Source organism: Marinobacterium jannaschii DSM 6295 (genome assembly GCF_000620085.1).
Taxonomy (GTDB): Bacteria; Pseudomonadota; Gammaproteobacteria; order Pseudomonadales; family Balneatricaceae; genus Pontibacterium; species Pontibacterium jannaschii.
The window spans coordinates 68,090-85,359 of the sequence record NZ_JHVJ01000003.1 but is presented as its reverse complement, the minus strand read 5'-3'; the positions used below and the strand labels follow the sequence as shown (position 1 = coordinate 85,359).

General features: G+C 47.8%; 11 protein-coding genes and 1 tRNA gene. 1 reads left to right on the top strand and 11 read right to left on the bottom strand.

Features of this window, described 5'->3' with window-relative positions:
• Positions 1 to 5: 5 nt before the first annotated feature.
• From Q354_RS24080 to Q354_RS0100290, 9 genes are all read right to left on the bottom strand, one after another.
• Positions 6 to 1,079: an ABC transporter substrate-binding protein gene (locus Q354_RS24080; protein WP_169828843.1), complete on the bottom strand. Its 1,074-nt coding sequence runs from the start codon at positions 1,077 to 1,079 to the stop codon at positions 6 to 8.
• 49 nt (positions 1,080 to 1,128) lie between these two features.
• On the bottom strand, positions 1,129 to 2,181 hold the full coding sequence (locus Q354_RS0100330) for an ABC transporter substrate-binding protein (RefSeq protein WP_245600956.1): 1,053 nt from the start codon (positions 2,179 to 2,181) through the stop codon (positions 1,129 to 1,131).
• A 101-nt stretch (positions 2,182 to 2,282) separates the two neighbouring features.
• Positions 2,283 to 3,827 carry a hypothetical protein gene (locus Q354_RS0100325; RefSeq protein WP_156948097.1) on the bottom strand — a complete coding sequence of 515 codons (1,545 nt, stop codon included), beginning with the start codon at positions 3,825 to 3,827 and terminating at the stop codon, positions 2,283 to 2,285.
• Between the two features lie 34 nt (positions 3,828 to 3,861).
• Complete coding sequence (locus Q354_RS27085) at positions 3,862 to 5,901, bottom strand: MFS transporter (protein ID WP_051559766.1); 2,040 nt, start codon at positions 5,899 to 5,901, stop codon at positions 3,862 to 3,864.
• Complete coding sequence (locus Q354_RS24070) at positions 5,898 to 7,037, bottom strand: diaminopimelate epimerase (RefSeq protein ID WP_051559765.1); 1,140 nt, start codon at positions 7,035 to 7,037, stop codon at positions 5,898 to 5,900. The genes Q354_RS27085 and Q354_RS24070 overlap by 4 nt, the downstream gene beginning before the upstream one ends.
• 964 nt (positions 7,038 to 8,001) lie before the next feature.
• Positions 8,002 to 9,171 carry an ABC transporter substrate-binding protein gene (locus tag Q354_RS0100310; protein WP_245600955.1) on the bottom strand — a complete coding sequence of 390 codons (1,170 nt, stop codon included), beginning with the start codon at positions 9,169 to 9,171 and terminating at the stop codon, positions 8,002 to 8,004.
• A gap of 593 nt (positions 9,172 to 9,764) precedes the next feature.
• A complete protein-coding gene (locus Q354_RS0100300) occupies positions 9,765 to 10,559 on the bottom strand; it encodes a sulfite exporter TauE/SafE family protein (protein ID WP_036228126.1) in 795 nt (264 codons plus the stop codon).
• Positions 10,560 to 11,058: 499 nt separating this feature from the next.
• Positions 11,059 to 11,135, bottom strand: a tRNA-Val gene (locus tag Q354_RS0100295).
• A gap of 84 nt (positions 11,136 to 11,219) precedes the next feature.
• Positions 11,220 to 13,874 (bottom strand): bifunctional diguanylate cyclase/phosphodiesterase, encoded by a 2,655-nt coding sequence (locus Q354_RS0100290; protein ID WP_027855862.1) that lies wholly within the window; start codon positions 13,872 to 13,874, stop codon positions 11,220 to 11,222.
• A 339-nt stretch (positions 13,875 to 14,213) separates the two neighbouring features.
• Between Q354_RS0100290 and Q354_RS0100285 the strand changes: the two genes are divergently transcribed.
• Positions 14,214 to 15,035, top strand: a complete 822-nt coding sequence (locus Q354_RS0100285) for a substrate-binding periplasmic protein (RefSeq protein ID WP_211252174.1) — start codon at positions 14,214 to 14,216, stop codon at positions 15,033 to 15,035.
• Positions 15,036 to 15,091: 56 nt separating this feature from the next.
• On the opposite strand, the gene Q354_RS0100280 is transcribed toward Q354_RS0100285, so the two are convergent.
• Both Q354_RS0100280 and Q354_RS0100275 read right to left on the bottom strand, forming a co-directional pair.
• Positions 15,092 to 15,751: a response regulator transcription factor gene (locus Q354_RS0100280; RefSeq protein WP_027855860.1), complete on the bottom strand. Its 660-nt coding sequence runs from the start codon at positions 15,749 to 15,751 to the stop codon at positions 15,092 to 15,094.
• A 12-nt stretch (positions 15,752 to 15,763) separates the two neighbouring features.
• A complete protein-coding gene (locus Q354_RS0100275; protein WP_036228124.1) occupies positions 15,764 to 17,125 on the bottom strand; it encodes a cache domain-containing protein in 1,362 nt (453 codons plus the stop codon).
• Between the last annotated feature and the right edge of the window lie 145 nt (positions 17,126 to 17,270).

Below are 17,270 nucleotides of genomic sequence, written 5' to 3'. Positions count from 1 at the left end.
TCCTTTCAGGGTGCTTCAATTTCATAATAGATTTTATCGGCAGCAGCCAGGGTATCCGCATACAAGTATAAACCTATCTCTTCAGCTGTTTTTAGGTTTATAGACATTTTCAAGCTTTCTTGAAAAATCTGGTCCAACTCATTCAAAGGAACCCCATTCATATACTCGATTATACTCTCTGCTATAAAAATTCCTGTGTTATATTTATCCACTCTGGACAGGCTTAACAAGAACCCATATTTTACTTCATCTTTTCCTACTTCAGATAAAGTTACCACCCTATTTTCCCTAGCGATTTTCGACAGAATCGGAATGCTGTTTTCAGATACTCCGCCATGGGCTGTAATGTAAATAGCATCACTATGCTTCGATAGATACTCAAAACAATCAACAACCTCTTTCTCAGCTTGCTCCTGATACGGTGTATCGCTAATTGCATGACACTCTATCAATTCATAGTCCAGCTGCGCAGAAACACTCCTAATTTTCTCAATCGCAGAATAGCTTCGACCCAAGGTACTGTCTTCATAAATCATGCCTAACTTTCTAAATGGAAATATACGGTAAAGCAAGCGTATCTGCCGCTCATAATAATTTGGGTCAACATGAGCAAAAACATTATAAACTCCAGATTTCGCCTGGTTTTTTACTATACCTGCTTCAACCGGGTTACTACTTGAAACCACAAGTATAGGTATATCACTTACATATCCAGCGAGATCTTTAGCAGCCCATGTCCCCATGGCAATGATCAGATCTATATCAGACTTAGACCTGACTCTGCTCCTGATCTCGTCTCTTACTCGCAGCCTATCCTTTGCATCCCAGCCACTGCTATAAAAGCCATTCTGAATAAATTCCAGTTTCCCGCCTCTGCTTCTAACTGAGACTTCGTTCCAAAGTTTAAAGCTTGAAAGCGAGCTAAGCTCGCCATCAAGATCAATAAGGCCAGTGTCAGAAAAAGCACTTACCATGGCCTTTAGATAATCATTGTATTCTCCATAGTCTCCACCTTGATAATAGGCGACACGTAAACGTTCCTGATTCGACTCAAGATTATCACCGGCATAACCCATCATTGAGATGCATATAAACAACACAAATAACACAACATTAATGCAATAGACATTAATCCGGAGCATATATTTCCCTATATATTTCGTCCGCGGCACCCAGCAACAATAAAGGAGGATCAAAGCCGACGAGCTCTGCTGTTTTCAAATTAATAACAATTTTCGGAGGCTCTTCAAACAGCTGCGCTATATCACCAGGCTGAGCCCCAGCAATTATTTGCTCAATTGTTTTAGCATGAAAATCTCCAAGATACTTATAAGCTGCTCGCGACAAACTAAATAGAAATCCATACTTAACCTCATCGGAACCAGACTGAGAAAATGTAGGAACCTTGTTTAAAATTGCCACACCAACAAGCTTAGGGATACTATTTTTATTCACTCCACCTTGATTCGTCACGTAAATAGCATCAGCCGAATCAGACAGCGATTCAAAACAATCAACAACACTTTGTTCAGCGCGGTTTTTATCACTTATATCACTTTCAGTAAAACAAGAAACCAACTCAAACCCTCTATCTCTTGCCAAACCTTCAAGATCATCTATAGCTGCATAACTACGTCCGCTTAGAGTGTTTTCATATGCAACACCAAGTTTTTTAAACTGCACAAGTTCGTGAAATATCTCAACTTGACGTCGAAACCGATGAGGATCGACTGTTGCGTGAACATGGCTATAACCTGAATCTTCTACACTCTTTATTATCCCAGCTGCTAGAGGATCGCTTGCCGACAGTACTAGCGTTGGAACCTTATGCTTGCTGTTAGCCGTATCTTTCCCTGCCCAGGTCCCCATTGAAATCAATAAATCAATTTCCTCACCAGAGCTCAACCTATTTATCAGCGCGCCTCTTGTTTTTTCCCGAGTTTCTTCGCTCCAATCAGCGCTATAGTGGCCATCTTTAAGAAACTTCAGGTGATCAGACTTCACAGAGGATGCAAGCCAACTCCACAATTCTTTAGTACTATCACCATCAAATTTCGGTATTGCCTTCTCCTCGATCCAGCCTCTTTGCATCAAGCTTTTAATTGTAGCAAGGAACTCACTTTTATAATCTTTATATTCTCCTCCTTCATAATAAGCCACCGCCCACTTATCACCTGACATAGGAGTAGACTGCTCTCCCCAAGCCGGCCCCAGAGAGCAACAGAAAACAACCAAACATATTAGTATCCTCAACATACTCCCTCCAGTAAATAAACTTAAGATCAGTTACGGGCAGAACAAAAATAGTCATCCAGACTGAACTTCAATTCAGAGTATACGTCTTCGCTTAGAGATCCTTTACAGACATCGAATACAGTATCCATTATAGATGCAATATGTGCATCAGAAACGGTTATATCCAAATATCCCTTATGCACGCTTTCTCCTTGCAATGATTTTTTATAGAACTCCACCATTCCATTTAGCGAATATATTTCCTCACAATCCTTACCCTTAGAATAAAGCTGCATTCCTGATAGGTAGCTATCACTTGGAACTTCTAGAAGAAACTTAACCACTTCCGAATAATCCGCAGAATTTTCAAAAACAGCAAGTAACTTTTCTTTATATAGGGTTAAGTAGTATGATTGATAGTATCCTCCTAAACAGTTAACGCCTCGGGAAAATGACATTATAAGAAAAGCTAGAAAGTTTGTGGGTATTAGAGTTTTATTTTCAATGAGTCCCTGTATCGTGTCGACATCAAACTTAACTGTATGAAAACCACCAGCATCACTGACTCCATGAAGAAACGCTATACCCGCCTCTTCATGAAAGTTAAGAGGTACTCTTCGCCCTTTCTCATCGAGAAGCCAGAACATAAAACTACCTGCAGACCCTCCGCTACCTGTAGGGGTATCATTTCCATTCAGGCGATCATTTAGCTGATCCAAGTTCCAGCATCCAGGGCAGCCATTCAAATCTTCAATAACATTATCACGAATACTTTTATTAAAAATAACTATAGAAGCTAAGCTTTCAGGGTTTCTAAGATCTTTTAGAAGCAGTCGATTAACTACATCTTCTTGCTGTATATAGACAAGCCTACTTGAAAAATCTTTTTTAAAAGCACTATCCCATAACCTGGAATTGACAACAGTTGCCTGATCAGAATAACTACCCAGTGAAACGACGTCTTCATTAGAATAGTGCTCAAGAATAATCCGTCGGATAGCCTGTCCAGTTTCAATGTCAACTTCACCATCAGCAACCATTCGACTAACATACTTGCATGCTCGACTCAAATCTTCAGAATTAATAGCACTCATTCTAAACACCAATTGAGCCTGCTTTCTTTTCGGAAAGATTGGTATTTTCAAAACCGTGGAATTCTGCCCGTAAGCCATTATCCCTCTTGGATAGGTAAGATTATTGAGAGGAATGTTTCCGCAGGCCAACACCGGTATAGTTTTAGCCTTTTTCCCGGAAGGCAGTTTTCGCTGACTAAAAATCATCGTGCCTTGAACTGACTGGGCAAAGTAATCAACTCCATGATGATTTGCCGTCAACACAACTGGGCTTTGCCGTAATTCGTTCCGAACCAGTAAAGCTGTTTCTTCTCCCAGAAGCGGAGCAGCACAATCATAGACAGCCTCAGCAAAGTCATCAGAGGGCTGGTAGCTAGCAGAGGGAGTTTTTGTTATGACATCAAGATATTCATCAATCGTAAGATGTCCGTAGTCGCTTAACGTTCGATCCACAACCGGCAGTTTTTCGCGAATCAAGCCCATATAGTGCTCAAGCAGGCTCTCGCTCGGATCGCTCATTCGTGACGTCTCCACTGATATCTCCATCTTCTCTCTAACTCTCCGTAGCCAGGGTCATCGACTCACGATCTTTTCCAGCGACTACTAAAAACATAACAGCAGCTAAGAAATATGCCACTCCGAAGTAAAAAACACCGACCACTGGCTGATCTGACAAAATTATCCAGGCAAAGATAATCGGTCCCAGCATCTGACCAATTCGGCTTGTCGATCGGAATATTGCCAGCGCCTTTCCAGAGCCTAACCTTTTCGAAACCGGCCTGTTTAACACGTAGACACTCTGGGCAGACAACACCAGACAGTTTGAAACTCCCAACAGCAAGACAGCTAACACCACCGCCGGCAGTCCATCCCACACAGCAAAGCTCAGAAAGGACGCACTACCAATCAGGCTGCCAACCACGATGACCGCCTTTTTATTTTCCGTAGCATCAATGACTTTACCCAGATAGGGCCCCGCCAGGGAAAGGCAGATACCAAACAGCATTAACACCTGGCCAATGGTTGACTCGCTGATATCGATCCGATTCAGATAGACCGGACTGAAGTAGTTCAGGTAACCAACGACGGCGATTGACGCGGGCATGCTGCTGAAAAAGATTGCCGCCAACACACCGCGGTCTTTCAGATAACTCCACAGGGCACCTCGTTCGGTGCCGGCTGAAACGGCAACTGCACCAGAGTGTTCTTGCTTAGAAACAGGTTTCGGACCCAGGCAGACAAAGCCATATAGTAAAACACTAAAAATGGTTACGGCAGATACGGCAAACACAACCTCATAATCAAAGTAGTCCGCCATGACAGCGCCAGCAGCAGCACCACAAATACTTCCCGAGTAGAGGCCTGCTGCAAGGTGTGATAAGCCCTGCGCTTTAGTTTTGTCGTCCGTATTCTTTATCACAAAGCCATGGGATGAAAGCTGAGCCAGCCCGTAGCCGAAGCCAACTAACCCACGTGAGAGAATAAATTCGAGTGCATCGGAAGCCAGCCAGGAACAGATCCCACCAATACCCGCCAGAACCAAGCCCACATAAAAGGGCTCCTGCCATCCGCGCCTGTCGAACCAGGCTCCGGCTACAAGTATTGCAATACCGACACAGAGGAATTCAAATGAAATTGGCAGCCCCATCACCACATCCCTGGACAATCCGAACATCGGCTCGAATAGGGATTCCGTATAAAGCGGGATAAATGCCATGGAAAGGTCAACACCAAACAGGAACACAAAAATCGCTGGTCGCATCAGCCGATAATCAGCAGCCCCGACTTCGGCTGAAATGGCTTTCTCATGACGCCTTGCTCTGGCTGACGCCAGAACAGATAGCTCAATACAGATCAGGCTGGCTATCATTGCCGCCGTTGCTATCGCGGCAAGGAAAGTATGCCAGTAAACTTCAAGATGTCCCGCCTCAAGACTAACAACCCGCTGTTTATACGGCGCTCCTGCTGGATGCACATAATCAAAAGTAATCTCAGGGAACGAAGCCAGCTTAGAAAAATACCCTGGCTCTTTGTCAGGCGCTGCCCCGCTGGTAATTGAGATAGCCGAACCACTCTGACTGGAGTGACCTGACTGCTCAGAAGACTCTTCCACATAAACCTGACTTGCACCAAAGAAAACGGCCGGATCCGCCTGGCGTAAGCATTCTGCCAGAGGATCTGCACAGCCAGACTCAACCTGAACAATCTTATCTTGAAGTTGCCGTGACAAGTCGGCATGAAATCCCTGACTGATAGCAACAGTAAAAAAAACTACAAATGAAATCTGAGAAATCAGAACAGGAAGGGCCAACCGACCTGACGGTTTGCCCCTCAGGAGCCTAAATGAAGTGAAGTTTTTGAAGCTGTCCAGCAAGATAAAACTCAGTAGTAGCACACTAAGCGCTCCTGCTGCAGAAAGAGCAAGAGATACGATCAGATCCCATCGTACTATGGTTAGATTAACCGAACGAAATAGGAGCTCGGACGAAGCAAAAACCAAGACAGAGCAAACAGCCAATCCCATCATGGCGATCATTATCGCGGTGATTCTGCCCTTCCACAGAGACCCCATACCCGATTCTTCTCCTATCATGATGTCAACTGCCCCTCAGTGACGGGAATATCCTCACCTGAAGAACTGCTTGCCATCATTCTGTAGACCCCTTCGAACAGCAATACAGGTTTAGTACTTAGCAACCACCCTGTCGAAGTTTGCTTAATTCGAATTGCGGCCTCCGGATCATCCCAACGACATCGAAGCGGATATACCGTCATGTCCCGCGCGCCGGTTTTCATCACTTGCTGTACTACATAAGACACAGCTAATGCCCCGGTTCCGCAGGCAAGCGTTTCCTTAAATACGCCCCTTTCGTAACACCTGTTCTCAACGATCCCGGAGGGTTTGACGCGCGCAAAGTTAACATTCAGCCCGGCAGGAAACAGCTGTCGATAGTTATTGTTTATATAATTGCCAATGTGCTCAATCAGAAAAGTCCCGAAGCTTCGGCGTTTTAACTCAGACACCGGCTCTCCGGATGCGCTCTCTCCAAATATGTAGTCTGCAAGCTCCGGAGAGGAAAACCCGGTATCAGGAAACACAACAAAATGTGGCTCACCTGTAAACACCAGATAACCAGAGAGTTTCAGATTCGAAGCACTGGTGTAGGGTGCCAGGTCAGCAGATCGAAAACCGATATCTACACCAGCAAGCTCGCAAATGGACTCCCCATACGGAATTGCGGTGCCAGGCATCACTAACTCTTCAGGCGAGCGACGCGGCTCTCCCAGATTAGCCCACCCTTCATTTGATACCGCGACGGAGCCGATAGATATTGCCTTCGGTGTCCCTAGAGGGATTTCAGTGAGGATGCTGGCAGACTCAATACCCTGCTGTTCAAACAAATAGTTCGCGACACAGATCAGTCCGTTGCCACAACAAAGTGCTTCACTTCCATCCGGTTCAAACATACGAAACAGAAAATCGGCTTCTCCACCGGATGGCGGGGCATTCCAGTAGCGACGACTCTGTTGTATTGAAGCGAGCGTCTCTTCCGTACAGCGCTGAATAATCAAGAGGTTGTCGCAACCTACACCAAAGCTGGTGCTCGTCGCTAACGTCGCAAAGCCTGACTTTTCTTGCTCGGTGAGTATTTCGCTATCTGTCTCATCAACAATAACGAAGTTATTCCCACAAGATGTTAATTTTACAAAGGGAATTTTTTTCAACATCGGCCTATTACCATGTAACTACCGGCCACTTGAACAGCCGTATTCCATTTACGATATAGTGCCCTGAATCAGGCATTTAGCACCCTGCTGCGGCCCATCTCTCAACCAGCTCCGTACAGATAAGATTTTTGACCTATTGCAATTGGGGCGAGTGAAACTCTACAGAATATTAAATTTAATTCATAGTCAGTAATTAGCCAGTCTATGTGCATAAATCAACGCGACAACTAAGAATTAATTTTCCCGAATAGCCATGATCCGAGCAAAGCTATTGCGATAGTACCCTGCCCGGACCTGCAAAGTAAAACAAGCGTTTAATCAACTAGCGTTGACTTAAAACCTAGCGCGCACGACCGATAAAACCAAGAACAAAAGATCAAACTGCAACCATATATCGACCCAAAAGCAGTTGATAGTTAACAGCGGCAAGACATATATCTGATCTGAGGTAAGCCCTTGTAACGCCGGAAAAATTAAAAAATCGGAGCAATCCTCACCGAAAATATAGCCGCATGAAACAACGGTTTTTTGGCAGAGAGCAGAGAGTCCATTCAAAACGAAACGCCTCAGCACCACAAAACCACTAAAAACATATGGTTATATAAATAAGGAGAACAAGAGAAACCAAAAGGAGGAAATACAAATAATTCAGCTAATCTTTCAAATCAATATCAGCCCAAGGAAGCCGTAATCGCCCCGCCCCTTCCTCAGACAGGCAACATCTCCGGCGTACAAGGGTTTCGCCTGGAGATATAAATTCGCTATTCGAACAAAGGCTCTAATGCAGAATCTCTTGGGCAAGCAGACAGGCACAGAAGACTGATGGGGCTACCTGATTTTTTAAACCAATTGAAAGACCTGTTACCCTCTGTCGGTCATAGGTCTGAGCTAAGCGATAGCGGTAACGCTCACGGTAAACAAATCACAGGCTCAACACGCAATAGCCCGACAATGGTCATCACAATCAAGGAAAGGGAACGATCTCTTCATAGAGCTCATCCGCTGCCCCCAAAAGCAGTAGCGGGGGATTATAGCCGATAACTTCAGCCACACGGGTATTAACTGCGATCCGCGGCGGCGCCTCATAAGTTTGCCTTAAGTGACCCGCTTTTGCCCCGTTAAATACTTTGGCCATATTTTCCGCCTCAAACCGCCCAACCCCACGGAAGTCGTCCATGGCGAGACTAAATAGCACGCCCGCTTTTACTTCAGACGAACTCCCCTGCGAAAAAGTTGCCACCTGCGCTTCCAGGGCAATAGCCACTATCTCGTTAATGCTACGCTTAGTTACCCCTCCCTGAACTGTCACATAGATCGCATCTACAGAGGAAGACAGTTCCTTCATACACGCAATGACACTTTCTTCAGCCTCTGCCTGGTCTTTGACATCGCTTTTGGTAAAGCAAGGCACGATCTCAAATCCAAGATCGAAGCTCAGTGTCTCAGCCTGATCCACGGCAGCGTAGCTCCGACCACTCACAGTATCTTCATAGGCCATACCGAGGGTCTTGAAACCCACCAGTTCGTGAAAAATCTGAAGTTGGCGGGAGTGAAGTGACGGGTCGACTGTGGCGTGCAGGTGATCCAGTCCCGATTCACTGCTGCTTTTGATAATACCAGCGGTGATCGGATTACTGGCAGTCAGGACCAGAGTCGGAGTGCTATGCCTGGACGTGGCCAGATCCTGGCCGGCCCAGGTTCCCATGGCCAGAACCAGATCAATATCTTTCTGGAGTATCAGGCGCTGCAGAAAGCGGCGACTGTTATCTGCGCGCTGTTCGACATCCCACTCTGCTGAATAATATGCATCTTTCCTGAATGAGAGGTATTGGCTCTGCAGATTATCGACCACCCACATCCACAGACTTTTTGAATCATGCCCATCCGGATCAGGTAAAGGCTGTGGCTCTATCCAGCCGAGATCCATCAACCCATTCAGGGTGGCTACAAGTACCTTGCGGTAATCCTGATAATCGCCGCCTTCATAGTAGGCAACCTGCCAGCGCTTTCCGTCATTGGTATTCGGTGCTACTGACCATTCATTGGCATGCACGGCGGACACCTGCATACAGGCTAGCAAAGTAACCCAAGATAAGAATCGCAATACAATCATGAAATAACGCCTTGTCCCCACGGTGCTATCGAGCCAGATATATGCCTGGTAGGATGGGTCCCCGCCATACGTTTAGATGAATGCGAAGACAATGACCACTGATACCTTAGTGGTTAGCTTCCTCGTTGAAGAAACCGCTACACAGGGTACCACAAATTTTCAGAATGAGTGGAGCAGAGTCCTTCTGATTCAAACAAATTGGCTACTCGGGACCTACTACAATTTCCTGTAGAATATCGATTCGGAGTCGGCAGCTATCCCTCTATATAACAGGGAGAGCCGACAGTAGCAGAGTGACCGGATACAAAGGAATCCCGATGGCAAAACCAAACAAGAAAGGCCCGGACAAGACAGTCAACATATACTGCAATAAGTGCCGTAGCCAATTGCTAAAGTACCGAAAAGGCGGGAAAGGTTCTCTGATCAAATGCTTTGTCGAGCGAATAGTCGACGACTATACGCTTAGCCCTGGCATCTGCCCGAACTGCGGTTGCATGTATGCGCGTGAAACACTGATCAGGGGCGTCCCTGCACTTAAAATCGTTGGCGGGAAGGTCACTGTAAAATAGGCATGTAGCTGTTGGCGCCGATTCAGCCTCGGAGATCACACACCATCACATCAGGTACTGAGATATACCGTCATATATCAATTTAGAGCCGACCAATAGAGTAAGCGCTTCAAAAACACGTTTAATGAAAACGTTTCCCTGTTTTAGCCCCAGATGAGCCCCCGTATACGCCCCGATAATCGCTCCCGCCAGCAATGCAGGCAGCCAATCCCATACAGGCTGAACCTGAAGCACCAGCGCTATAGCGCCCGCGCCATTCCAGAAAAGTCCGACTAGAATCAGGGTGTAGGCGACGGCTTGCTTATAATCAAGCCCAAACCATCTCACCAGCCAGAGCGTTACAAACAATCCGGTTCCCGAAGTCAGAGATCCGTTCAGGCAACCGATAGCAAATAACACAGTCCCGCCCAGCAGATAGCCACGGACATCCCGATTCAGTTTCCGGGCGTCCATCCCCAATCCCTTTTTAATCGCCGAATAGATACCCAAACCGGCGGTCAAGCAACCCAACGCAATTAGCAGAAACGATTCCTGAAAGTCCAGCACCTTAAATGCACCCAACACCACACCAGGCAAACCACTGCACAAAATAAATAGCGCAAATCGCCAGCTAATGCTGCCTTCGCGGATATGCCGGAGTGTCGCACCGACCCCAAGCGCCACCGAAGCCACCTTATGAGTCGCCAGCGCGGTACTGAATCCCAAGCCAAGAAAGATCAATATAGGCAACTGCAGCAACCCGGCACCGCCGCCGGCCAGCGCCGAAAGCCCATTGGCAATGAAAGAGATCAGCAATAGCCCCAGCTGCTCGAGAATACCCACTGTAAGTAACCACTCCATTAATACCGACCTCTCAGTCTAAACAAGGCCAATCACATCCTGCAGACCCGGAAGCTTTTATACGAGCGTACAGTTGACGATTTCTGCCGAGAAAGTGCTGCGGATAGAATTAGGATAAAACAGGACTGAGACTGAGCAACGAAAGAAAGATTTCAAGACCTTGACGTTTCGTACCATCAGGCCTGCTTCAAATCAATTTCTACTACGACAATTCCAGCTCTGTCCGCTGAACAGCCAGAATATAAAATCGATCGGGCGCGCAGATCGGGAGGTTCGGGGACGACGTGACGCAAACCCCTGATTAGTGCAGAGTAAGGTGCTACAGCAAAGAGGCCGTAAGATAGAAACTATGTTGCTTAAGAGCCCTACAGCACAGCCTGGCATTCCCGGAAACCCACAATATCCCGATACATAGACCGGCCAGCCGTCAGAATTACCTAAGCCACAAACAAAAACAGCGAGCCGCTTTCGCTAACTCGCTGTTTTTGTTTACAAATTCTGGTAGGACTAGGCAGATTCGAACTGCCGACCTCTACCATGTCAAGGTAGCGCTCTAACCAACTGAGCTATAGTCCTGTTAAGTGCTGCGTATTATAAACCTAACACTTTGTTACGCAACAACTTTCTTACTATTTTTTACACTCAACTCCGACCGACGATTCAATCGGTATTTACAGCTACTAAAGGCACTGAGTCTGCAGGCCGGTAATCTTCGATATAAGCCTCCAGCAACAACGGCTGCAATGGCTTGGAATAGAGGTAACCCTGCAGGTAATCAACCCCGGCACGACGCAGGTAGACAGCCTGCTGCTCAGTCTCTACACCTTCAGCTACGATTTCGATATCAAGGTTCTTAGCGAGTGCAATAGTCGCCAGTATGATCTCTTCGTCACTACTGTTCTCCCCTATACCGGCCACAAAACTCTTGTCTATCTTCAGGATACTGGCATCAAGCTCGCGGATATAACTCAAAGAGGAGTAGCCGGTACCAAAGTCATCTATCGAGAGCCGTACACCAGCATCCCTAAGCAGACGCAGGTTCTCAAGCATCTTCTCGTTATTAGTCACCAGGGCCGTCTCTGTTACTTCGACCACCAGCTGAGAAAATGGAATACCTGCCCCGGCCATCGCATCAAGCAACAGTTGTGAAACAGCATCGCGTGATAGCTGAACCGTAGAGATATTAAGCGCCACCTGAAGCTCGGCCATCGGACCATAACGCCACTCAGATAACTGCCTGGACAGCTCTTTCATCTGCCAGTGACCAATATCCGTGATCAGCCCGACCCCTTCTGCAACCGGTATAAACTCACCTGGAGAGACCGGTTCACCGTTCTGGTTACTCCAGCGCATCAGCACCTCAACCTTAACTGGCTTCAGACTCTTAGCGGACATGATAGGCTGATAGACCAACGAGAAGCCCTGCCCCATTACCAGAGACTGGCGCATCCCCTGCTCCAGATCGACATGGCGATGGATCAGATAGTCCATATCATCGTCAAACACACTATAGGTACTGCGTCCGATATGCTTGGCTCGGTACATTGCCAGATCAGACTGCCTCAGCAGCGTATTACTATCAGCTTCACCAACCTCACCGAAAGCAATGCCAATACTCGCCGACAAGCGGAAACTGCTTTCACCCAGTGCCACAGGCTGCGCCAGCGAACTCAGTATTTTCTCAACCAACTCGACCATGGCAGATTCCGCACCACAGGAATCGATCAGTATAGCGAACTCATCTCCCCCCAAACGGGCAAGCATCATATTATCGGCCAGGAGGTTATTGATCCGTCTGGTTGCCGTCTGCAGCACTTCGTCACCTGCCTGATGCCCCAGCGTATCATTAACCGTTTTAAAGTGATCGAGATCCACCAGCAGTAGCGCAACCCGCCGCTTTACCGACTGATGCAATATATCATTCACGTGATGGCTGAATGCACGACGGTTGGGTAATCCGGTCAGTGAGTCATGCTGGGATAGGAAACTGGCCTTACGTTCGGCCTGCGTCCGGGCAGTCACATCTTCATGCACGGCAACAAAGTGGGTCACCACACCACTATCGTTGACGATCGGCGTAATGGTCTGTTCAACAATCATTGCTTTGTTATGACGGGAGATATTTGTAATCTCCCCACGCCATACCTCGCCCTGCAGAATTGTCTGCCACAGCTCCTTAAAAAACCGCCACTCATGCTCACCGGAATTGAGAATTCTGGGGGTCCGGTTTCTTACCTCTTCGATGGTCCAGCCTGTTAGCTTTTCAAACGCATTGTTAATCCACTGAATATGGCCAGAAGCATCTGTAATAAAGATTGCGTTCGCTGCACTGGATATCGCAGCCGTCAGTAGCGTAATTTCGGCCTCCATACGATGCTTTCTCATCAAGGCAATCATCAATACGGATCCACCTGTGACTACCGCCAGAATCAATGCCAGGAAAATCCAGAAGATGATATTGGATTCGGCCCGCCAGGTTTCCAGTCCCTGCCGAAGATCAAGGTCTGCGATAAGAACCAGCGGAAGCGGTGACGTAGAACGATATGAGGTCACAAACTGAGCATCTGACTGATCCGGTGAATCAGCGACAACGACCCGCTCGTAGGTATCAAACTCCTGACGAGACAAGCGTGTTGCAAATAACTCATCAAGATAGGCGTTATACTTACTGCCCTCATCACCGCTCTTTGCAGACACCAGAGGCGCGCCATCATAACGATACAGAGACAATTCCACCGGATTGGATTCCACTGCCGGTCGGAATAGCTCCTTTATATAGGCGGGGTTCATAGCGGCAGTGACAATGGCGAGGCTTTCACCTTCCAGACTCAGCACCTCCAGGCACAACGGAATATGATACTGACCAGAACCATCAGCCAGATCGCCCAGATAGCGCCCTCCCTGCGGCTCACTTACCAGAAAAGCACTCAATCCATTGTTTAATAGTTGCTGCCCGCAGGAAGCTGACAGATGAATATCATCTGGCGCCTTCATACGACTGGAGGCAACCCAACGCCCGTCAGGCAGGTGAACTGCCAGCTCACGTAGTCCGGGCGCCAAAGGCAACAGATCCCGCATCAGCACGCCAAGTCTGGATGCGTCCTGCTGGATCAGGCTAGGCGATATGCGAAGCGTCTCCCCCATTACACGCAAGCGGCCAACGACATCCTCCACGCTGCGTATAACCGTATTCTCCAATGCATGAGCTAACAGGCGGGTTTTATCTTTCTGTTCAAATATTGCACGCTGCTCACCCTTCTCCAGCACAAACAACATCAGGGCAAAACAACCCGATGCAATTGTCAGTGTGAACATAAGCACCGCAAGATGGGGTTTTATATATCCCCTGGTGGCATTTAACTTCTCTACAACTACATCCATGCACAATCCAACTGCGGTAATACGAACAAAATTTGATCTGACTCACTCTCGACCGTACAAGGTTTGAGTAAGCTAGTCTTTCTTTAGGATAATATCCGTGCCTTACTAGAGGATACAGCGGACACTTAGTTACAGAGTAAAAAGCACGGCTAACCGCCTGTAAAGTAAACTCTACCAATCCTATCAGATACTACTATATTCTGAGGCACCCCGTGCGCAACACCTGACTCAAAAATCAAAACCTCTTACTCATATCTTCGGATGAAGGCCGTTATGAAGCGCGAAGTCTACAAAAAACATTCAAGATCAACGTTGACCGACGTCATGGTCGGCTCAGTACTACTACTCTTAGCCAGCCCCTCCTATGCCGAAGATTCTCGCCAGTCTCGCATTGAAAACAGCGGTGAATTGAAGGTATGTGTCTGGCCGGAATATTTTGCCATTAGCTATCGCAACAATAAGAACGGCTCCATCCAGGGACTGGATATCGATATGGCCCGGGCATTGTCTGAAGACCTGGGAGTTAAAACCCGACTGGTATTTACCGACTTTGGCCGTTTTATGGACGATATCGAGTCTGACCGCTGCGATATAGGCATGTTTGGTATTGGCAGAACCAAATCCCGCCTTGCACGGCTTGATTTCAGCCAGCCCTATATGGCGAGCGGCATGTATGGCATCACGACCAAGACTCACCAGCAAATCACCAGCTGGGAATCGATCGATAGGCCCGACATTGTTGTCTGCGTGCAGAAAGGCACCTATATGGAGTCAGCTATGCGCAATACGCTCAAACACGCCGAGATCAGCGTTGTAAACCGCCCCTACGAGCGTGAAGCGGAAGTTCGCTCAGGTCGTGCGGATGTATTTATTACCGACTATCCATACGGCCAGAAAGTACTGAAGAGCTACGACTGGGCACGCTTGCTGACGCCGCTATCACAAAGCGGCGGCAAATTTCAGTACGCCTATGCCGTTGCCAAAGGACAACCTGAATGGCTGGCGCGTGTAAATCGCTTTGTTGCCGATATCAAAAGTGACGGCCGACTTCGGCAAGCCGGCGAGAAGCATGGACTGACGCCAATTATTTACTGATTTCACAATAAAAAAACGGGCTGAAAAGCCCGTTTTTTTATATCTGTAGTTTTAACTTATGTCAGCGTAATCAGCTTCTGCTCGATGGCGAATCGGGTCAACCCCGCAGCAGTGGTGATATTGAGCTTACTCTTAATATTCTGGCGGTGTGTTTCGACTGTCCTGACCGAGATATTCAGTTGCCGGGCGACATCCTTGTTACAGAGCCCTTCCGCCAGCAGCTTCAGGACGGTTTCCTCACGCCGGGTCAGCACATTTACAGGTTCAGCTTCAGGTTCCGCCTCATCCGCAAATTGGCTAAACAGAGTATGCGATGCGCCTGCGCTAAAGTAAGTTCCGCCCTGGAATACTGTTTCGATGGCATTGATCAGCTCATCTGAGGACACGTCTTTCAATACATAGCCAGCCGCACCGTTCTGAATCATCTTCACAATATATTCGCGGTTGTCATGCATGCTGAGAATCAACACTTTGACATCAGGCTGTTCATCGCGAAATCGGGAGGATGCTTCAAGGCCATTCAGCACCGGCATTGAAATATCCATCAACACCACGTCCGGTTTCAGTTCCAGTGCCTTTTCCAAGGCCTCCTGGCCGTTCCCGGCGGTACCGACCACATCCAGGTTTTCGCTCCCCTCCAGGCGCGCGCTAATACCGTCTAAAACCAGAGGATGATCATCAACTAACAGGACTTTAATTATTGTTTTACTGCTCATATTCTCTTCCGATCAAGCGAGGTCTGCCGCGTTTATTGTAGCGGGAAAATAGGCTCTTATCCGCGTGCCGATGCCCACCCGGCTATTATACGAGAAATCACCACTCAATAACTCTGCCCGTTCCCGCATATGAATAAGGCCAATCCCTTCTGAGTTGAGGTCGGTATCGAAGCCGACACCGTTATCCTTGATTTCAATCCAGATTCGCTCGTCATGATACCAGACATCCAGTGAAACGTTACGGGCCTTGGCATGCCGCTCAATATTGCTGATCGCTTCCTGCACCATCCGATAGATCGAGATTTCAATATCATCCGGTACCGGGTGATCCGGCAGGAATACCCGGCAGCGCACCTCTGCAGGGCTGCGCTCTTCAAAATCTTCCATCAGATTTACCAATGCCGTTCTCAGCCCCATATCGTCCAGCAAGCTCGGCCTGAGGTCATGCGATATCCTGCGGGCTTCCTGAATGGCCATATTCAGCACCTCACACCCCTTATCCAGGTCACGCTCTATCGCAATATTGCCCTTTTCCAGCTTCTCCCGAGCAAGCTCCAGGCGAAATTTCACCGAGACCATCAACTGATTGATTCCATCGTGCAGGTCCCGCGCAAACTGGCGACGCTGGTCAACCTGAACCTGTACATAGCGATGGGCCAGTTTCCGCAGGCGAAGGTCAGCCATCTGGTACTCACGGACATTGATAGCAATCCCCAGCAATGCAACGGCCACTACAGCACCCGTCACAATCACCAGAACGGTAAAAAAGGTGTTACGGATATTATGATCCACGTCTTTACGGATCTTCGCGACATCGGTGGCGATATCTTCTATATAGATACCGGTTCCAAGCATCCAGTTCAGGCCAGGCACATTGACAACATAACTGATCTTCTCCTCCTCTTTCCCGCTGGAGGGTTTTCGCCAGGTATATTGATGGAAGCCCCCGCCATCCCAGGCAATATGCAGCAGGTCCCGCACAACGTACTGCCCTTTCACATCCTGTATATCGTAGAGGTTGCGCCCTTCGAGGTCTGGCTGCGAGGGATGCACTATGCTGTTCCCCCGGCTGTCATAGGCAAAAAAGTAGCCATCCTCACCGTAATTAAGGGTTTTTAACAGATGACGGACATCTTGCCGGGTCTTAACTGAACGTGGATTGCCGTCAGCAACAATCTGCGCAATCGATGCCAGGGTGATAGTCACATAGTTTCTGAGTTCTGTTTGACGGGCTTCTAACAGATTACGCTCAAATGTCTCAAGCTCCTGCTCTGACAGCTGTCGGGCTTCCTTCAGACTGATCAGTGTCACCACGGTTGTCACCAACACCAGCGGAAGAATGGAAAGCAGCAGGATTTTGATTTTTAGAGACATGACCACCCGTAGCAGAATGCAGTGTCCGATAAATAAGTGCGGCGAATAGAGAGGCGTCATTATAACGCTGCGGCCACTGTTTTCACCCGCCAACCCGACATCGCAATAATCGGTCTATTCTTTAAACAACACCAAAGGTTAAGGT